This is a genomic window from Streptomyces bacillaris (assembly GCF_003268675.1).
Classification (GTDB): Bacteria; Actinomycetota; Actinomycetes; order Streptomycetales; family Streptomycetaceae; genus Streptomyces; species Streptomyces bacillaris.
The window spans coordinates 7325312-7343049 of the sequence record NZ_CP029378.1; the positions used below are offsets into that span (position 1 = coordinate 7325312).

The 17738-nt window shown below is 72.2% G+C and carries 16 protein-coding genes and 2 pseudogenes; 11 read left to right on the forward strand and 7 right to left on the reverse strand.

The features are described 5' to 3' along the window. The first annotated feature begins 7 nt into the window (after window positions 1-7). Window positions 8-604, forward strand: a complete 597-nt coding sequence (locus tag DJ476_RS31980; protein WP_112492148.1) for a transglutaminase-like domain-containing protein — start codon at window positions 8-10, stop codon at window positions 602-604. 127 nt (window positions 605-731) lie between these two features. On the opposite strand, the gene DJ476_RS31985 is transcribed toward DJ476_RS31980, so the two are convergent. Further along, window positions 732-1454 carry a lysophospholipid acyltransferase family protein gene (locus tag DJ476_RS31985; protein WP_070202756.1) on the reverse strand — a complete coding sequence of 241 codons (723 nt, stop codon included), beginning with the start codon at window positions 1452-1454 and terminating at the stop codon, window positions 732-734. Window positions 1455-1685: 231 nt separating this feature from the next. On the opposite strand from DJ476_RS31985, the pseudogene DJ476_RS31990 reads away from it, so the two are divergent. The 5 genes and pseudogenes from DJ476_RS31990 to DJ476_RS32010 all read left to right on the forward strand — a co-directional run bounded on the left by DJ476_RS31990 (window position 1686) and on the right by DJ476_RS32010 (window position 6209). Further along, window positions 1686-2012: pseudogene (locus DJ476_RS31990) on the forward strand (TlpA family protein disulfide reductase). Window positions 2013-2208: 196 nt separating this feature from the next. Next, window positions 2209-2721 carry a flavin reductase family protein gene (locus tag DJ476_RS31995; protein ID WP_103421837.1) on the forward strand — a complete coding sequence of 171 codons (513 nt, stop codon included), beginning with the start codon at window positions 2209-2211 and terminating at the stop codon, window positions 2719-2721. A 205-nt stretch (window positions 2722-2926) separates the two neighbouring features. Next, entirely contained in the window at window positions 2927-3712 is a 786-nt protein-coding gene (locus DJ476_RS32000; RefSeq protein WP_103421934.1) for an electron transfer flavoprotein subunit beta/FixA family protein, read from the forward strand. 68 nt (window positions 3713-3780) lie between these two features. Continuing rightward, entirely contained in the window at window positions 3781-4743 is a 963-nt protein-coding gene (locus DJ476_RS32005) for an electron transfer flavoprotein subunit alpha/FixB family protein (protein WP_112492149.1), read from the forward strand. 167 nt (window positions 4744-4910) lie between these two features. Beyond that, a complete protein-coding gene (locus tag DJ476_RS32010; RefSeq protein ID WP_112492150.1) occupies window positions 4911-6209 on the forward strand; it encodes a DUF6986 family protein in 1299 nt (432 codons plus the stop codon). A gap of 231 nt (window positions 6210-6440) precedes the next feature. Here DJ476_RS32010 and DJ476_RS32015 read toward each other — a convergent pair whose 3' ends face one another. Then, window positions 6441-6992 (reverse strand): CGNR zinc finger domain-containing protein, encoded by a 552-nt coding sequence (locus DJ476_RS32015; RefSeq protein ID WP_112492682.1) that lies wholly within the window; start codon window positions 6990-6992, stop codon window positions 6441-6443. Window positions 6993-7085: 93 nt separating this feature from the next. Here DJ476_RS32015 and DJ476_RS32020 point away from each other — a divergent pair, with 93 nt between their 5' ends. Next, on the forward strand, window positions 7086-7913 hold the full coding sequence (locus tag DJ476_RS32020; protein ID WP_103419198.1) for an alpha/beta fold hydrolase: 828 nt from the start codon (window positions 7086-7088) through the stop codon (window positions 7911-7913). An 80-nt stretch (window positions 7914-7993) separates the two neighbouring features. On the opposite strand, the gene DJ476_RS32025 is transcribed toward DJ476_RS32020, so the two are convergent. After that, a complete protein-coding gene (locus DJ476_RS32025; RefSeq protein WP_103419197.1) occupies window positions 7994-9022 on the reverse strand; it encodes a LacI family DNA-binding transcriptional regulator in 1029 nt (342 codons plus the stop codon). 228 nt (window positions 9023-9250) lie between these two features. Between DJ476_RS32025 and DJ476_RS32030 the strand changes: the two genes are divergently transcribed. Both DJ476_RS32030 and DJ476_RS32035 read left to right on the forward strand, forming a co-directional pair. Continuing rightward, entirely contained in the window at window positions 9251-10180 is a 930-nt protein-coding gene (locus DJ476_RS32030) for an ROK family protein (protein ID WP_103419196.1), read from the forward strand. A 440-nt stretch (window positions 10181-10620) separates the two neighbouring features. Beyond that, window positions 10621-11657: pseudogene (locus DJ476_RS32035) on the forward strand (NUDIX domain-containing protein). Window positions 11658-11734: 77 nt separating this feature from the next. On the opposite strand, the gene DJ476_RS32040 reads toward DJ476_RS32035, so the two are convergent. Together DJ476_RS32040 and DJ476_RS32045 are read right to left on the reverse strand one after the other, a co-directional pair. Beyond that, entirely contained in the window at window positions 11735-12457 is a 723-nt protein-coding gene (locus tag DJ476_RS32040) for an MBL fold metallo-hydrolase (protein WP_112492151.1), read from the reverse strand. 151 nt (window positions 12458-12608) lie between these two features. Then, the gene (locus tag DJ476_RS32045) at window positions 12609-13973 is read right to left on the reverse strand and encodes a dipeptidase (protein WP_103419193.1); all 1365 of its coding nucleotides are present in this window, start codon (window positions 13971-13973) and stop codon (window positions 12609-12611) included. Between the two features lie 196 nt (window positions 13974-14169). On the opposite strand from DJ476_RS32045, the gene DJ476_RS32050 reads away from it, so the two are divergent. Further along, window positions 14170-15387, forward strand: a complete 1218-nt coding sequence (locus tag DJ476_RS32050) for a geranylgeranyl reductase family protein (protein ID WP_053562264.1) — start codon at window positions 14170-14172, stop codon at window positions 15385-15387. 63 nt (window positions 15388-15450) lie between these two features. Here the strand turns inward: DJ476_RS32050 and DJ476_RS32055 are convergent, their stop codons facing one another. Further along, entirely contained in the window at window positions 15451-15903 is a 453-nt protein-coding gene (locus DJ476_RS32055) for a nitroreductase family deazaflavin-dependent oxidoreductase (protein ID WP_103419192.1), read from the reverse strand. A gap of 304 nt (window positions 15904-16207) precedes the next feature. On the opposite strand from DJ476_RS32055, the gene DJ476_RS32060 reads away from it, so the two are divergent. Beyond that, complete coding sequence (locus DJ476_RS32060; protein ID WP_112492152.1) at window positions 16208-16711, forward strand: hypothetical protein; 504 nt, start codon at window positions 16208-16210, stop codon at window positions 16709-16711. A 92-nt stretch (window positions 16712-16803) separates the two neighbouring features. Here the strand turns inward: DJ476_RS32060 and DJ476_RS32065 are convergent, their stop codons facing one another. After that, window positions 16804-17715, reverse strand: coding sequence for an NmrA family NAD(P)-binding protein (locus tag DJ476_RS32065; RefSeq protein ID WP_112492153.1), 912 nt, complete (start codon window positions 17713-17715; stop codon window positions 16804-16806). Window positions 17716-17738 lie beyond the last annotated feature (23 nt).

Below are 17738 nucleotides of genomic sequence, written 5' to 3' on the forward strand. Positions count from 1 at the left end.
CGGGGCCATGGAGCTGATCCAGCAGACCCCGGACATCGCCGCCTACCTGGCCGCCGACGAAGCCATCGACCACGATCACCCGCAGGTGAGAGGCGTGGCGGCGGAGCTGGCGAGCAGGGCGGACGACGCATACACATACGCCCGTACCGCCTTCGCGTACGTACGGGACACCATCCCGCACTCCGCCGACTCGGGCGATCCGCGCGTCACCTGGCGCGCCTCCGACGTCCTCGCCACCCGCACCGGCATCTGCTACGCCAAGTCCATCGCCCTCACCGCACTGCTCCGGGCCCACGCCGTCCCCGCCGGGCTCTGCTACCAGCGGCTCACCGACGACGGCACGAACCCCGTGGTCCACGGTCTGGTCGCGCTCCGGCTCCCCGGCCGCGACCGCTGGGCACGGGTGGACCCCCGGGGCAACAGGCCGGGCGTCGACGCGCGGTTCTCGCTCGACACCGAGCGGCTGGCCTGGGCGGTACGCGAGGAACTGGGCGAGATCGACTACCCGGCCCTCCATGCCACCCCGCCCGCCGCCGTGCTCCACGCGCTGCGGAGCGCCCAGGACCGTACGGAGCTGTGGCGGATGCTCCCCACGCAGCTCTGAGCCCCCGGCGGGGTGCGCCGGGGGCTCAGGATGCCTCTCACGGCCTTAGACGTGCCGCTCAGGCCGTGGGAGTGGCCACGCTCAGGCCGTGGGAGTGGCCACGCTCAGGTCATGAGGGCGGCCGGGATCAGCCGCGCTCGCGGACCTCGGCGGGCGTCGGGGCCGTACCGCCGAGATGGGCGGGCACCCACCACGTGTCACTCGCGTCTTTCGGCCGCACCGGATACGCCCGCTGCGCCGCCTCCAGCAGCTCCTGCACGCGCTCCCGCAGCCGCCGGGTGATCGCCCCCGCGTACTGGTCGGCGGGCGCCTCCACGGGCTCACCGACCCGGATGGTGATCGGGATGTGGCTGCGCTTGAAGTTGCGCGGGCGCCCCTTGGTCCAGATCCGCTGCGTGCCCCACAGCGCCATCGGGATCAGCGGGACCCCGGCCTCCTGGGCGAGGCGCGCGGCACCCGACTTGAAGCTCTTCAGCGTGAACGACTGGGAGATGGTCGCCTCGGGGAAGACGCCGACGATCTCACCGGAGCGCAGCGACCGCAGGGCGTGCGCGTACGCGTCCTCGCCTTGGTTGCGGTCGACCGGGATGTGCTTCATCCCGCGCATCAGCGGACCGGAGACCTTGTGCCGGAAGACCGACTCCTTCGCCATGAAGCGGACGAGCCGCTTCTGCGGCAGGGCGCCCAGACCGGTGAAGATGAAGTCGAGATAGCTGATGTGGTTGCTGACCAGCACCGCGCCGCCGGTCTTCGGGATGTGCTCCGAACCCTGAGTGTCGATCTTCAGGTCGAGCGCCTTGAACATGGTGCGAGCGGCGCCGATGACCGGTCGATAGACGAGTTCTGCCATCTGGGGAAGACCCTTCTTCAGTGCCTGGGGAGGGTTCTCCCGGCGGAAGTTACGCAGCCGTAGGTTTTCGGCATTGTGGCGATGGTGCCCCATGTGCGGGCCCGTGACCAGTCCCGGTGGGCCCGGGCGGCGAGATTCTCGTCACGTGGGCGTCGCCTCCGAGCTGCGGGAATGTCCTGCGGCCGGCCGGTGCTGACTCCTTGCGAAGGGCTCTGGACCAGGAGGCGACACGTGGACGGCGGAACACCCGCGCAGCGGCTCGACGCGGCCCAACTCGGCGCGGAACTGGGGGAACGGGCCACACTCGTGTAGTTCTCCACCGCCTTCTGCCAGCCGTGCCGGGCCACCCGCCGCACCCTCGGGGAGGTGGCCGCCATGGTCGACGGGGTCGCCCACATCGAGATCGACGCCGAGGCGCATCTCACGCTCGTACGGCAGCTCGACATCACGCGGACCCCGACCGTCCTCGTGCTCGACAGCGCGGGCGAAGTGGTCCGGCGCGCCTCGGGCCAGCCCCGTACCGCCGACGTCGTCGCGGCGCTGGGACGGGCCATATGACGGACCGTGACACATCTCCCACATTCCGGGACGCACTTGACTGCACCCGCCACGCATCGTCAGTCTGACGCTATGCCGCCAGAACTCCTTCTCTACGGCCGGGTCCACGTGGACCTCGCACGCCACGCGAGTGCGCGCTGTCCGGGTGCCTGAGCAACCACGGCCCCGTACGCCCTCCTCGCAGAAGGACACCTCCATGACGGCCTCACCCGAACTCGCTCCCGCCCCCGTCCTCAAGGCCTCGCCCGAGCTGCTGCGCTCGGTCTTCCGGCGCCACGCCGCGGGCGTCGCGGTGATCACCGCCGCCGGGGACCGGCCGGTCGGCTTCACCGCCACCTCGCTCAACTCCGTCGCCGCCGAGCCCCCGCTCGTCTCCTTCGGCATCGGGACGTCCTCCTCCAGCTGGCCGGTGCTGGCCGAGGCCGAACACGTCGGCGTCCACATACTCGCTGAGCACCAGCAGGAGCTGGCCGCCACCTTCGCCCGCAGCGGCGCCGACCGCTTCGGCCCGTCCACCGACTGGAGCAGCGGCCCCGAAGGCGTTCCGCTGCTGGCCGGCGTCTCCGCCTGGCTGGTCTGCCGGGTCGTGGCCCGGGTCCCGGCGGGCGACCACCGCATCGTGATCGCGGAGGCCGTGGCGGGCGACCCCTCGGGGGCCGGCCGGCCGCTGGTCTACCACCAGGGACGGTTCACGGCTCTGCGAGACTGAGCGCGTGCGAGCGCGCCGTGCAGGACCGTTTCCGCCGTAGGCAAGGTCACAGTGCGGAGCGCTTGCTCAGGGGTAAGAGACTGGGTGTACTGGCGAGTAATATCGGGCGGGGCCTCGGTCGGCCCGGCCGGAAACGGCCCTGTAAGGCGCCTATGCTGCGTGCAACAAGGCAGCCCAGAAATGACGATGCAGTAGGAGAGCCGGCGTGAGCTTGAGGATCGTTGTCTGTGTGAAGTATGTGCCCGACGCGACCGGTGACCGGCGTTTCGCCGATGACCTGACGGTGGACCGTGAGGATGTGGACGGTCTGTTGTCGGAGCTGGACGAGTACGCGGTCGAGCAGGCGTTGCAGATCGCGGACGGGGCGGACGGCGCGGAGATCACTGTGGTGACGGTGGGTCCGGAGGACGCGAAGGACGCGCTGCGCAAGGCTCTGTCGATGGGTGCGGACAAGGCGGTCCATGTCGAGGACGACGATCTGCACGGCACGGATGTGATGGGGACGTCGCTGGTGCTGGCGAAGGCGGTCGAGAAGACCGGTTACGACCTGGTGATCTGCGGGATGGCCTCGACCGACGGTGTCATGGGCGTCCTCCCGGCCCTGCTGGCGGAGCGTCTGGGTGTGCCGCAGGTGACGCTGCTGTCCGAGGTCGCGGTGAACGGCGGTGTGGTGAGCGGGCGGCGTGACGGTGACACGGCATCGGAGCAGCTCGAGGCGTCGCTGCCGGCGGTGGTGTCGGTGACCGACCAGTCCGGTGAGGCGCGTTACCCCTCGTTCAAGGGGATCATGGCGGCGAAGAAGAAGCCGGTTCAGTCGCTGGATCTGGATGATCTGGGGATCGAGGCGGACGAGGTCGGTCTGGAGGGTGCGTGGACGGCTGTGGACGAGGCGGCGGAGCGGCCGGCGCGGACGGCGGGCACGATCGTGAAGGACGAGGGTGAGGGCGGCAGGCAGCTGGCCGAGTTCCTCGCGGGCCAGAAGTTCATCTGAGCCCCGCCCCCGGGTGATTCCCTCCCTCTCTTCTGTCTCTTCTGTCTCTGTGTCTGGAGTGCGTTGTCATGGCTGATGTTCTTGTTCTGGTCGATCACGTGGACGGTGCGGTCCGCAAGCCCACCCTGGAGCTGCTGACGCTGGCCCGCCGTATCGGTGACCCCGTCGCCGTCGCCCTGGGTGCGGGTGCCGAAGCGACCGCCGGGGTGCTGGGCGAGCACGGTGCCGTGCGGGTCCTGACGGCGGATGCCTCCGAGTTCGCGGAGTACCTCGTGGTGCCGAAGGTGGATGCCCTGCAGGCCGCGTTCGATGCGGTCTCCCCGGTGGCGGTGCTGGTGGTGTCCTCCGCGGAGGGCAAGGAGATCGCGGCGCGTCTGGCGCTGCGGATCGGGTCGGGGATCATCACCGACGCCACCGATCTGGAGGCCGGTTCCGAGGGTCCCGTCGCCACTCAGGCGGCCTTCGCCGCTTCTTTCACCACGAAGTCCCGGGTGTCGAAGGGTGTTCCGGTCATCACGGTGAAGCCGAACTCGGCTCCGGTCGAGCCGGCTGCTGCTGCGGGTGCGGTGGAGGCGCTGAACGTGTCGTTCGGTGCGGCGGCGGCGGGGACGAAGGTGGTTGCGCGGACGCCGCGTGAGTCGACCGGGCGTCCGGAGCTGACCGAGGCCGCGATCGTGGTCTCGGGCGGTCGCGGGGTGAACGGGGCGGAGAACTTCCCCCTGATCGAGGCCCTCGCGGACAGCCTGGGGGCTGCGGTGGGGGCGTCGCGTGCTGCGGTGGACGCGGGCTGGTACCCGCACACCTCCCAGGTCGGCCAGACGGGTAAGTCCGTCTCCCCGCAGCTGTACATCGCCTCCGGTATCTCGGGGGCGATCCAGCACCGGGCGGGGATGCAGACCTCGAAGACGATCGTCGCGGTCAACAAGGACCCCGAGGCCCCGATCTTCGACCTCGTCGACTACGGCGTCGTCGGCGACCTCTTCACCGTCGTGCCCCAGCTCACCGAAGAGATCAACAACCGCAAGAGCTGATCCCCTTCCCTCCCGCTCCACCCCTCCGGGCCGCACGGTGAACCCCACCATGCGGCCCGGAGCCGTTCCGGGTCACCATTGACGCAGGTCGAGCGGCCTTATAAATTCACTATACGGATTGTTGATTCCGGGAAGCGGAAACTGCGAGAGCGTGGAGGGTTACGGTCATGGGTCAGCAGGAGAAGGTGGCAACGAGCCTCGCGGGCACGGTCAGCGAGGAGATCAGCGCCTCCCTCACGGCGGTCGACGCGGAGCTGGCCCGCCGCTACCCGGGCGACCCCGGCACCCGCCAGCCCGTGCACACCGTCTACGTCCCCGGTGACGTCTTCGCACCCGGCACCCTCCGCTCCTGGGGCGACCAGGCGCTGGCCGCCCTCGACGAACACGCCCCCGACGACGCCTCCTTCGCCGCCGTCCTCGGGATTCCGGAGGAACTGGCGGGCCCCGTCCACGACCGCGTACGCGCCAAGCTGGAGCGCGAGCCGGTGGAGGACCTGCGGATCGACTTCGAGGACGGTTACGGGCCCCGCCCCGACGCCGAGGAGGACGAGGCCGCGGCCCGCGCCGCCCGCCTGGTCTCCGAGGCGTACGCGAACGGCACCGCCGCCCCGTACATGGGCATCCGGATGAAGTGCATGGAGGCCGGGGTGCGCGACCGGGGCATCCGCACCACCGACGTCTTCCTCACCGGTCTGATGGAGGCGGGCGGGCTCCCCGAGGGGCTCGTGCTGACCCTGCCGAAGGTGACGTACCCCGAGCAGGTCACCGCCTTCGTCCGACTCCTCGAGGCCTTCGAGAAGGCCCACGGCCTGGACGCCGGGCGGCTCGGCTTCGAGATCCAGATCGAGACCAGCCAGTCGATCCTCGCCGCCGACGGCACCGCCGCCGTCGCCCGCATGATCGACGCGGCGCAGGGCCGGGCGACCGGGCTGCACTACGGCACCTTCGACTACAGCGCCTGCGTCGGGGTCAGCGCCGCCTACCAGGCCAGCGACCACCCGGCCGCCGACCACGCCAAGGCCGTCATGCAGGTCGCCGCGGCGGGCACCGGCGTACGCGTCTCCGACGGCTCCACCAACGTCCTGCCCGTCGGCCCGACCGATCGGGTCCACGAGGCCTGGCGGCTCCACTACGGCCTCACCCGCCGCGCTCTGGCCCGCGCGTACTACCAGGGCTGGGACATGCACCCCGGCCACCTCCCGACGCGTTACGCGGCCGTCTACGCCTTCTACCGGGAGGGCCTGGAGCCCGCGGCCGCCCGGCTCGCCGCGTACGTCGCCAAGGCGGGCGGTGACGTGATGGACGAGCCCGCCACCGCCAAGGCCCTCAGCGGCTACCTGCTGCGCGGCATCGACTGCGGCGCGCTCGACACCGCCGAGGTCGCCCGGCTCACCGGCCTTACCCGCGCCGACCTGGACGCCTTCGCCTCGCCGCGCCGGGGCGACCTGACGGTCACGGCCCCGTAGCGGCCCGCCTTCAGTACCCGCCTTGAGCGGGCGTCGCGCCCCGGCGGTGGTACGGCCGGTCCGGCCGGGGTGCACAGGTCCGTGGCGGGCAGGGTCCGCCGGCCGCCGCCTACCGGCAGCTCCCCCCGGTCGTTGCCGAAGTCCGCGATGTGCAGCGTCCCCGTCGGGGCGGAGGCCAGGCGGTACGGGGAGTCGAGCCCGGCCACCGGAACAGTCCGCGGCGGTCCGCCCTCAGCCGTCCCGGTGTGCGCCGGATCCACCCGTACGGGCCCGGTAGGCGCGCATCTTGTGCCGGGCGCCGCACACGTCCATGTCGCACCAGAGGCCGTTCGACGACGGGGCCCGGTCGTAGAAGACCCACCGGCACTCCGGCGCCGCGCAGGCCTTGAGCCGCGCCGCGTGACGTCCGGTCAGGCCGTCCCGCAACAGCGCTTCGAGCACCGTCCGCACGGTCCGTGCCACCGGCTCGTCGGTGGCCGGGTGCAGCGCGAGGGTGCCATCGGGGCGTACGACGGGGGCGCCCGCGACCGAGCGGATGAGCCGGTTGAGGGCGTCGAGCGCCTCGGGCGAGGAACGGTCGACGAGGAATGCCCGTACGGTCTCCCGGGCCTCCGCGAGGGCCTCCAGTTCGGGCGGGGCGACCGCTTCCGGATGGCCGTGCGCCCGCAGCCACCTGCTCGCCGTCTCCGGCCGGGCGAACTCGTCCTCGCCGTGGAGCTGGACCGCCGTATTGCAGAACACCTCGACCGGTTCGAGTTCCGTCGGGGCCGGTTTCCGTCGCATGATCGCCACCTTATCAACGTTACCGACATAATCCTTTCTCTGGTAACGTCGAAAATCCGGCAGGGTTCTGCCCCCGACGTCAGGAGGCGTGTCATGAACGTCCGTCCGACCAGGACCTTCGAGACCCCGGACGGCGCGGTCCGCTGGGGCGTGCTGGGGGAGGGCGACCCGGCCGTCCTGCTCCACGGCACCCCGTTCTCGTCGTTCATCTGGCGGGAGATCGCCCCCGCACTCGCCCGGGACCACCGCGTCCACTTCTTCGACCTGCTCGGCTACGGGCGCTCCGAGCGCCGCGACGGCCAGGACGTGGGGCTCGAGGCGCAGACGCGGGCGTTCACCGGGCTCCTGGACCACTGGGGGCTGGAGCGCCCCCGGGTGATCGCCCACGACATCGGCGGGGCCGTGGCGCTGCGGGCGCTCCTGCTGGAGGGGGCCCGGTACGCAGATCTCACCCTGGTCGACGCGGTGGCCTGCGGTGACTGGGGGACCGGCCTCTTCAGGCTCGTACGGGAGAACGCCCGCGTCTTCGAGCAGCTCCCCGTATATGCGCACGAGGCGCTGGCCGAGAGCCACTTGCGGTACGCCAGCCACTCCGGCTACCGGCCGGACGTCCTCGCCGCCCACCTCGATCCCTGGCGCGGGGAGGCAGGCAGGGCGGCGTACTACCGGCAGTACGGGCAGCTTGAGCAGGCCGCCACCGACGAGTTCCAGCACTTGCTGGGTGCCATTCCGGTGCCGACCCGGATCATCTGGGGGCGCGAGGACCGCTTCCTGCCCCCGCCCTTCGGTGAGCAACTGCACGCGCTGATCCCGGGCTCGGAGCTGCACTGGGTGGAGCACGCGGGCCACGCGATCCAGGAGGACGCGCCCGCGCAGCTTCTGGCCCTGCTCACGCGGGAGTTCGGCGCGGGGAGGGAGTGACGGCTCCAGTGGCTGCCCTCAGGGCACGTCCCGCAGTTCCGTCGCGGGCGGCACGAAGCCCCGGCATCCGCCAACCACCCTCACGCAGGAGGCAGTTCGCCCGAGCCGCGTGGGATCAGTGTGGTCGGCAGCTCCACCCGGGCCGGGGCGTGGTCGGCGCCGTCGAGGCGGCGGAACAGGTGCTCGGCGGCGGTGCGGCCCACGGCTGCCGCGTCCTGCGAGATGACGGTGATGCCGAGCAGATCGGCCAGCTCGATGTCGTCGAACCCGACCAGCGCCACCGGCCGTTGCCGTTCGGCGATGACCCGGACCGCCGTTACCGTCACCCGGTTGTTCCCCGCGAAGAGCGCGGTGACCGGCTCGGGCCCCTCCAGCATCGCCTCGGCGGCGGCCCGGACCCGGCCGGGGTCGGTCGTGCCGAGGGAGACCCAGGAGTCCTCGACGGTGATCCCGGCGTCCGCCATCGCCGCGTGGTAGCCGCGCAGACGCTCGGTGGCGGTGTGGATGCGGGGCTGGTCACCGATGAACCCGATCCGGCGGTGGCCGTGCGCGATCAGGTGGGCCACCCCCTCGCGGGAGCCGCCGAAGCTGTCGGAGAGCACCATGTCCGCGTCGATCCGGCCGGCCGGGCGGTCCACGAAGACCGTCGCGATGCCCGCCTTGATCTCCGGCTCCAGATACCGGTGGTCGTCGCCCGCCGGGATCACGATCAGCCCGTCCACCCGGCGGGCGCACAGCGCCAGGACCAACTCCTGCTCCCGCTCGGGGTCCTCGGCGCTGGAGCCGTTGATGAGCAGCGCCCCGTGCGCCCGGGCGACCTCCTCCACGGCGCGGCTCAGCGGGCCGTAGAAGGGGTCCGCGAGATCCTCCAGGACCAGGCCGATCGAGGCCGTACGCCCCTTGCGCAGCACGCGAGCGCTGTCGTTGCGGCGGAAGCCCAGCGCCTCGATCGCCTCCTGTACCCGGCGCTCGGTGTCGGGCGTGACGCCGGGCTCGCCGTTCACCACCCGGGAGACCGTCTTGAGGCCGACACCGGCGCGGGCCGCCACGTCCTTCATGGTCGGCCGGTTGCCGTAACGGGTCTCGGAATGACGGGTGGTCCGGTCCACGGTGCGCTGTCCTGTCGTCGGATACGGGCGGGGGAGGAAGGGGAGCGGTCGGCGATTCGGGCGGCAAACGGGCACCTCCGGACGGTCCGCGGAGCCCGCTGCGGACACGAACGGAGGCCTTGGCGTCGAGCATAGGCCCTGGACAACGTTGTCAAGGCCAGAGAGACTGTGCAGACTATTGACTGAACCCGCAGGTCCCGCCCTTCACCCACCGGAGAAGCCACACCGATGCATACCGACCTCGTCGCCGCGCTCGACATCGGCGGCACCAAGATCGCCGGCGCGCTGGTCGACGGCGACGGCACCCTTCTCGTACGGGCGCAGCGGCCGACGCCCGCCCGGGAGGGTGCCGAGGCGGTGATGGGCGCCGTGGACGAGGTCCTGGGCGAGCTGACGGCCTCCCCGCTGTGGGAGAGGGCGGGCTCGGCCGGGATCGGCAGCGCGGGACCGGTGGACGCGGGCGCGGGGACGGTCAGCCCGGTCAACGTCCCCGGCTGGCGAGACTTCCCGCTGGTGGAGCGGGTGCAGAAGACGATCGGCGGGCTGCCCGTGGCCCTGGTCGGTGACGGCGTGGCGATGACGGCGGCCGAACACTGGCTCGGCGCGGCGCGCGGCTACGACAACGCGCTCTGCCTCGTCGTGTCGACCGGCGTCGGCGGCGGCCTGGTCCTCGGCGGCTCCCTCCACCCCGGCCCCTCCGGCAACGCCGGCCACATCGGCCACATCAGCGTCGACCTGGACGGCGACCCGTGCCCCTGCGGCGCGCGCGGCTGCGTCGAACGCATCGCCAGCGGCCCCAACATCGCCCGCCGCGCCCTGGCCGACGGCTGGTTCCCCGGCCCGGACGGCGATACCACGGCCGCCGCGGTGGCCGCCGCCGCCCGCGCCGGGGACCCGGTCGCCATCGCCTCGTACGAACGGGCCGCCCAGGCCCTCGCGGCCGGGATCGCCGCCACCGCCACCCTGGTCGAGATCGACATCGCGGTCATCGGCGGGGGAGTGGCGGGCGCCGGGGACGTGCTATTCGCCCCGCTGCGCCGCAGCCTGCACGACTACGCCACGCTCTCCTTCGTCCAGGGCCTCGACATCGCGCCCGCCGTGATGGGCACCGACGCGGGCCTGGTCGGCGCGGCGGCCGCGGCGATCGCGCTGCGCTGACCCCGTAGATGCGAGTAGTACGACAGGGCTGTACGGGAAGGGCTTGACCGCGACACGGGCCGTACGGCGGAGAGGCCGGCCGCGACACGGGCTGTACGGGGAGGGGTTGACCATGGCGCCGGGCGTACGGGCAGGGGTTGACCACGACACAGGGCGCACGGGGAGGACTTGGCGTCCCGTCGGCGCGCGGGCGGTGGCGCGGCGCCTGCCCCGGCCCCCGCGCCCCACCCCCGTACCACCCTCGCGCCCCCTGTCGCCTCCGTGCCCTCCTCGTGCTACCTCCTGCCCCCCACGTCGTACCGCCGCGCGCCCCGCCTCCGTACCGGCGCACGTCCCAAATCAGGCCGGATCGCCCCGTCCCGGAAACGCCGTCGCCGTGGTGGGGTTTCCCCGGCAGGGTGTTGCGGGCAAGCCACAGGGGGCTACGAAGAGGGGGAACCGTGATCGTCTGGCTGAACGGGGCGTTCGGCGCGGGCAAGTCCAGCGTCGCAGGCGAACTGATCGATCTGATCCCGAACAGCACCTTGTACGACCCGGAACTCACCGGGGCCGGACTGCGCGGGCTGCTGCCCCCGAAGAAGCTGGCCGAGGTGGACGACTTCCAGGACCTCAGGATCTGGCGGCGGCTGGTGGTGGACACGGCGGCCGCCCTGCTCGCGGAGTCACCCGGGGTGCTGGTGGTACCGATGACGCTGCTGAGACAGGAGTACCGGGACGAGATATTCGGCGGGCTGGCCTCCCGTCGTATCCCGGTCCGCCATGTGCTGCTCTCACCTGAGGAAACGATCCTGCGCAGCCGGATAGCCGGTCGTGCGGAGCACCCGGGGGACCGGGAGCGGAGCGAGCGCGTCAACCGGTGGGCGTACGACCACATCGGCCCCTACCGGGATGCGCTCGGGTGGATCACCGAGGACGCCCATGTCGTCGACAACGGCGCCCTCACCCCGCGCGAGACCGCCGAACGCATCGCGGAGGCCGTCCGCACCGGTGCCGCCGGGCCGTGCGAGATCGTCCAGAGCCCCCAGCCGACCGCCGCCACCGTCGCCGCCGGGGTGCTGCTCTTCGACGAACAGGACCGGGTGCTCCTCGTCGACCCCACGTACAAGCCGGGCTGGGAGTTCCCCGGCGGCGTGGTGGAGGAGGGCGAACCCCCGGCCCAGGCGGGGATACGGGAGGTCGCCGAGGAGACCGGGCTCCGGCTCGACCGGGTCCCCACCCTGCTCCTCGTCGACTGGGAGCCGCCCTCCCCGCCCGGCTACGGCGGGCTGCGCTTCCTCTTCGACGGGGGCCTGCTGCGTTCCGAGGACGCCGCACGGCTCCTGCTCCCCGGCTCCGAACTGCGCGGCTGGCGCTTCGTCACCGAGCAGGAGGCGGCGGGGATGCTGCCCCCACCCGCTACGAGCGGCTGCGCTGGGCGCTGCGGGCGCGCGAACGGTCCACGGTTCTCAACCTGGAGGCGGGCGTCCCGGTGGGCTGAGCGGACCCCATGCGCCGGACACGTCCCAGGGCTGTCGTCCAACTGCCGTCTGCCGTGCGACGCCCGGCACGCACGTCCTAGGCCGCCGCTTCCGCCGCTGCCCGCATGACTTCCGCCGCGTTCTCCGTCAGCGGGTCGCCGTGGCCGAAGCAGACCGTACGGGGCTTCAGCGCGGCCAGCCGCCGGAACGTCTCCAGCGCCCGCGCCCGGTCCACGTTGAAGACGCCGAGCATCACCTCCTCGACCGCCGCCACGCAGTCCCCGGTGAACAGCACCCCGTGGCGCGGCAGATGGAGGGCGATGGAGCCCTGCGTGTGGCCGGGGGCATGGACCACCCGGGCCCCGCCGCCGAACGGCACCTCACCGTCGGCCACCTCGCGGTCGACCCGGGTGGGCGGGGCCTCGGGGACCGTCAACCCGTGCTCGTACAGCGGACGTTCCCAGTCGAGGAGGTCCGGTTCCGGTACGGGAAGCTCACCCCGGATCACCGGGGCGTCCAGCGGGTGGGCGAGGATCTCGGCGCCGTGGCGGTCGGCCAGCTCCTGCGCCGCGCCGTAGTGGTCGCGGTGGCCGTGGGTGAGGACGATGCGGGCGATCCGGGCGGGGGCGAGGCCCAGACCCCGTACCGCGTTCTCGATCGCCGGAGCCGCATCGATGTCACCGGCGTCGACGAGAGTGAGCTCCGACGTGCCGTCGTCGCCGTTGCCGTCGTCGCCGTTGCCGTCGTGCCAGAGATAGGCCTGGCCGATCCGGAAGCGGAACATGTACAGCCGGTGGGGGAGCACCTCGATGAGATCCATGCCGTGAACGTACGCAGCCGACGGCACCCACCGTACGGAGCTACGCTTCCGGCGACTTCGCCGACGGCATAGCGGCCGACGGCGTGGCGGAGGCACCGAAGCCCCGGTGGCGGCCGGTCGGGGCCGCCACCGGGGCTTCACGGTCCGGCCCTCAGACCTTCTTCGACTCCGCGTAGTTGCGCAGGAACAGCGCCTCCGCCACCGACATCCGCTCCAGCTCCTCCGGCGACACGCTCTCGTTCACCGCGTGGATCTGCGCCTCGGGCTCGCTCAGGCCGATGAGCAGGATCTCGGCCTCCGGGTAGAGCGACGCCAGCGTGTTGCAGAGGGGGATGGAGCCGCCCATGCCGGAGGACTGCATCTCCTGGCCCGGGTAGGCGTCCCGCATCGCCTCCGCCATCGCCGTGTACGCCGGGCTGGAGGTGTCGGCCTGGAACGGCTGGCCCTGGCCCACCTGCTCCACCGCCACCCGCGCGCCCCACGGGGTGTGCGCCTCCAGGTGCGCGGTGAGCAGCTTGGTCGCCTCGGCGGCGTCGTGGCCGGGCGGCACCCGCAGGCTGATCTGGGCCCGCGCGCTCGCCTGCACCGACGGGGTGGCGCCGACGCACGGCGGGCAGTCGATGCCGATGACGGTGACGGCGGGGCGCGCCCAGATCCGGTCCGCGACCGTGCCCGTACCGATCAGCTCCACGCCGTCCAGCACCTTGGCGTCCTGCCGGAACTCCGCCTCCGGGTACTGGAGTCCGTCCCAGTCGGCGTCACCCGTCAGACCGTCGACCGTCGTCGTGCCGTTCTCGTCGCGCAGCGAGGCGAGCAGCTGGATCATCGCGGCCAGCGCGTCGGGCGCGGCACCGCCGAACTGGCCCGAGTGCAGGTTCCCTTCGAGCGTGTCGAGCTTCACCCGCAGCATCGTCATCCCACGCAGCGTCGCCGTGACCGTCGGCAGCCCGGCCCGGAAGTTCCCGGCGTCCCCGATGACGATCGTGTCGGCCACCAGCAGCTCCGGGTGGGCCTCCGCGTACCGCTCCAGACCGCCGGTGCCCTGCTCCTCGGAACCCTCCGCGATCACCTTCACCGAGACCGGGACGCCGCCGTTCGCCTTGAGGGCGCGCAGCGCGAGCAGGTGCATGATGAACCCGCCCTTGCAGTCCGCCGCGCCCCGCCCGTACCAGCGGCCGTCGCGCTCGGTCAGCTCGAACGGCGGTGAGAGCCACGCCGCCTCGTCCAGCGGCGGCTGCACGTCGTAGTGGGCGTAGAGCAGCACGGTCGGGGCACCGGCCGGGCCGGGCAGGAAACCGTAGACCGACTGGGTGCCGTCGGGGGTGTCGAGCAGCGCGACGTCGGTGAAGCCCTCGGCGCGCAGGGCGTCCGCGACCCAGTTCGCCGCCGCCTCGCACTCGCTCTTCGGGAACACCGCGGGGTCCGCCACCGACTGGAACGCGACCAGCTCGGCCAGCTCCGCCCGCGCACGGGGCATCAGCGAGGCGACGGTCTCGGAAATCGGGCGGGCGGTCATGGGCACGCTCCTCGTGGGTGCGACGTTATGGGTAGGGCACGGTGTGTACGCGCCCCGCCACGACACCGTGGGTGCGGTGCCGTGAGGCAGGACAGAATCATGGCCGATCCTCCCACAGGGGGGCTCGGCCGGGGCGCGCCGTAGGATGCCGTGAGCAGCTTGGGGCCACTGGTCGGATCGGGAGCAGAAGCACATCGTGAGCAGCGAGAACGCAGACGCCGGGCGGGAAAACGAAGAGTCGTCGTCGGTCTGGGACGTCGTGGTCGTCGGCGCCGGACCGGCCGGCGCATCGGCGGCGTACGCGGCAGCCGTGGCGGGCCGGCGGGTCCTCCTGCTGGAGAAGGCGGAACTGCCGCGCTACAAGACCTGTGGCGGCGGCATCATCGGATTCTCCCGGGACGCCCTGCCGCCCGGATTCGAACTGCCCCTGAAGGACCGTATCCACGCGGTCACCTTCTCCCTCAACGGGAAGCTCGCCCGCACCCGCCGCTCCCGGCGCATGCTCTTCGGGCTCATCAACCGGCCGGAGTTCGACGCCGGCCTGGTCGAGGAGGCGCAGAAGGCCGGTGCCGAACTGCGCACCGGCGCCTCGGTGGTGCGGGTGGAGCAGCACGGACCGGCCGTGCCCGACCGGCGTACGGTCGCGGTCGTGCTGGCCGGCGGTGAGACGGTGCTCGCGCGGGCGGTCGTCGGCGCGGACGGCAGCGCGGGCCGGATAGGAGCACATGTCGGGGTGAAGCTCGACCAGGTGGACCTCGGCCTGGAGGCGGAGATCCCGGTTCCGGCGACGGTGGCGGAGGACTGGGCGGGCCGGGTGCTCATCGACTGGGGCCCGATGCCCGGCAGTTACGGCTGGGTCTTCCCCAAGGGCGACACGCTGACGGTCGGGGTGATCTCGGCGCGCGGCGACGGCGCGGGCACCAAGCGGTATCTGGAGGACTTCATCGCCCGCCTCGGCCTGGCCGGGTTCGAGCCGTCCATCTCCTCGGGTCATCTGACCCGCTGCCGCAGCGACGACTCACCGCTCTCGCGCGGCCGGGTCGTGGTCTGCGGCGACGCGGCGGGCCTCCTTGAGCCGTGGACCCGGGAGGGCATCTCCTTCGCCCTGCGCTCGGGCCGCCTCGCCGGTGAATGGGCCGTCAGGATCGCCGAGTCGCACGACGCGGTGGACGCCCGCCGGCAGGCCCTCAACTACGCCTTCGCCATCAAGGCCGGTCTCGGCGTGGAGATGGGCGTGGGCCGCCGCATGCTCAAGCTCTTCGAGCGCCGCCCGGGGGTGCTGCACGCGGTCCTGACGGGCTTCCGCCCGGCCTGGAAGGCGTTCGCCGGGATCACCCGCGGCACGACGTCGCTGGCCGAGCTGGTCCGTACGCACCCGCTGGCCCAGCGGGCGTTGAGCGCGATGGACCGGTAGCCGGTAGCTATTGGCGCTGGTCGGTGGTCGCTGGTCGGTGGCTGTTGGCGGGGGCGGGGGCCGTCAGTCGGTGACCGTGATGCGGAACACCGGGTGGTCCGGGCCGGCGGCCAGGAGTTCGGCGTCCGTGGACTTCGCGGTGACGCCCTGGAAGTACTGGTTCACCTCCCAGCCCCACCGCTCCAGATAGGCCCGGATGATCCGGGCCTTTTCTGCGTCGTCCGGGATCTCGACGGCGGTGAAGCGGCTGACCTTGCGCCCCAGCCTCAGTTCGCCGCCGCCCGCGGCGCGCATGTTGCGCACCCACTGGGAGTGGCCCCGGGCCGAGACGAGGTATCGCTCGCCCTCGAAGGTGTGGGTGTTGACGGGGACGCGCTGCGGCTGCCCGCTCCTACGTCCGCGTACCGACAGCTCGGCGGAGCCCATGAGGCTGACACCGTGCCGCGCCAGCCAGCCGACGGCCTTGTTGAGACGTTGGGCGGAGGCGCTCGCCCGGAGGTAGTACGTCTGCGACATGGTGACTCCCGTGTGCTGTCCGTGCGCGCTGCGCCGGGGCGGAGCCGCACTCTTGAGAGAGCAGTGCTCTTGCTTGAGACCAGTGTGTGCGAGATCGCTGCTCAAAAGCAAGAGCACTGCTCTCGTTCCGTTGTGCGGGCCTCGCCGCAGGCCTGTGAGTTCGGGCCGATGGAGCAGGCCGGAGGCGCGGGCTCGGTGCCCCCCTCGACGTTGTCGGCGCGGTCTCCGCGGATGTACGGAAAAGCGCCATCCGCTCCGTACATCCGCCTCTGAGGTCGGTGCAGGCCCGGAGGAAGGAACACGGATGGACCATGATCTGGAAGAGCTCAAGCGCGTCGGCGGGATCCTGAACGAAGCGTTCGTTCTGCTCAGGAGGGAGAAGGAACGCCTCGAGGAACGACGGTCCGGTCGGAGCCACGACAGCAGTGCGGGGAGCCCCCGGCAGACACTGATCGGGCTCGGCGGAATGGTCGACGGTCTGCGGAAGCGGATGGACGGTCTCGCCCAGTACGTCGGCTTCATGACCCTCGGTCTGGAGAACCAGGCCGCGCGTGAACGCGCCCTTCTCCGTCATGCGCCGCTCTCCGTCCCCTCCGGCGTCGACCGGATGGCGCGCCCGCTCGGCGAGGACACCGTGCGGGCGATGCAACTGCTCCGTGAACTCGACACCTTCTTCGGCGACGGCTTCGCCGATCGGATCGACCGTGCGCTCGCCGCTCCGGAGGCGACCTACCCGCCGGCCGACTGGGACGCGTACGCGAAGGAGTTGTGGCGTGAGGCGAACGGGGGTGCCGACGTCACGCCGTGACGTTCGGTGAAGCCGCGGCGAGCGCCGCCGGGCCCCAGGGGCGGGGCATCCGAAGCGACGCGCTCGCTCCCTCGGAGGCGCGGCGTCCGCTGTCAGCTCGCCGCCGAGAGGTGCCGGTGCGCCCAGGTGGCGAACGAGGTCACCGGAATCCCCAGCTCCGTGGCGAGTTCGGGGCGGGCCGGCTGGGTGATGGCGTTGCTCCACGTGTGACCGGCGCCCCAGGCCGGCATGCCCGCCGCGAGCGCCTCGTCGAGGTCCATCGTCGGAGCCTTCACCGGTACGCCCCACACCTCGGACAGCACCTCGGCCACCTGCTCCATCGTGAGCCGGTCGCCCGCGAGTTCCAGCTCCACCCCGTGGAAGCGGTCGGGCTCCCGTGCGGCGTGGGCGGCGGCCGTGCCGATGTCCTCGCACGCCACCAGCGCCAGGGTCGTCTCCGGCCGGACGACCGTCGCCAGGCCGCCTTCCGGCCCGTTCGGTGCCAGTTGGGGCAGGTTCTCCATGAAGAACGCGGGCTTGACCACGGTCCAGCGGGCGAAGCCCGCCCCGCGTACGGCCTCCAGGATCGCCTGCTTGGTGGCGAAGTAGGGTTCCATCGCCGCCCATTGCCCTGCCGCCCAGCCCGGGGTCTCCGTGTGTTGCCCCACCCCGCTGGTCGAGGACTGGATGAACTGCGGGACGCCCGCCGCCCGCGCGGCCCCGATCAGGTTCGTGGCCTGCGCCAGCTCCCCGGCGAAGTCGACCCCGCTCTCGCTCATCGGCGGCATCTGCACCGAGAACACGGCGCGTACGTCCGCGCATGCGGGGTCCAGCGAGGACCGCACGGAGAGGTCGCCGGTGACCAGTTCGGCGCCCAGCGCCGCCACCTCCTTCGCGCGCCGGGCCAGCGGGTCGCGCACCAGCGCGCGGACCGGCACCCCGGCGGCCAGCAGGGCGCGGGCGGCGGCCCCGCCCTGTCGTCCGGTGGCGCCGGTGACCAGTACAGGGGCAGTGGGCGATGTCATGTCGGTGTCTCCTCGGGATCGGC

What these genes read in the sequence shown, in the direction of transcription:
- DJ476_RS31980 (WP_112492148.1), top strand. Translation starts at nt 8, where the DNA reads ATGGAGCTGATCCAGCAGACCCCGGACATCGCCGCCTACCTGGCCGCC.
- DJ476_RS31985 (WP_070202756.1), bottom strand. Translation starts at nt 1,454, where the DNA reads ATGGCAGAACTCGTCTATCGACCGGTCATCGGCGCCGCTCGCACCATG.
- DJ476_RS31995 (WP_103421837.1), top strand. Translation starts at nt 2,209, where the DNA reads ATGACGGCCTCACCCGAACTCGCTCCCGCCCCCGTCCTCAAGGCCTCG.
- DJ476_RS32005 (WP_112492149.1), top strand. Translation starts at nt 3,781, where the DNA reads ATGGCTGATGTTCTTGTTCTGGTCGATCACGTGGACGGTGCGGTCCGC.
- DJ476_RS32010 (WP_112492150.1), top strand. Translation starts at nt 4,911, where the DNA reads ATGGGTCAGCAGGAGAAGGTGGCAACGAGCCTCGCGGGCACGGTCAGC.
- DJ476_RS32015 (WP_112492682.1), bottom strand. Translation starts at nt 6,992, where the DNA reads ATGCGACGGAAACCGGCCCCGACGGAACTCGAACCGGTCGAGGTGTTC.
- DJ476_RS32020 (WP_103419198.1), top strand. Translation starts at nt 7,086, where the DNA reads ATGAACGTCCGTCCGACCAGGACCTTCGAGACCCCGGACGGCGCGGTC.
- DJ476_RS32030 (WP_103419196.1), top strand. Translation starts at nt 9,251, where the DNA reads ATGCATACCGACCTCGTCGCCGCGCTCGACATCGGCGGCACCAAGATC.
- DJ476_RS32040 (WP_112492151.1), bottom strand. Translation starts at nt 12,457, where the DNA reads ATGGATCTCATCGAGGTGCTCCCCCACCGGCTGTACATGTTCCGCTTC.
- DJ476_RS32045 (WP_103419193.1), bottom strand. Translation starts at nt 13,973, where the DNA reads ATGACCGCCCGCCCGATTTCCGAGACCGTCGCCTCGCTGATGCCCCGT.
- DJ476_RS32055 (WP_103419192.1), bottom strand. Translation starts at nt 15,903, where the DNA reads ATGTCGCAGACGTACTACCTCCGGGCGAGCGCCTCCGCCCAACGTCTC.
- DJ476_RS32060 (WP_112492152.1), top strand. Translation starts at nt 16,208, where the DNA reads ATGGACCATGATCTGGAAGAGCTCAAGCGCGTCGGCGGGATCCTGAAC.
- DJ476_RS32065 (WP_112492153.1), bottom strand. Translation starts at nt 17,715, where the DNA reads ATGACATCGCCCACTGCCCCTGTACTGGTCACCGGCGCCACCGGACGA.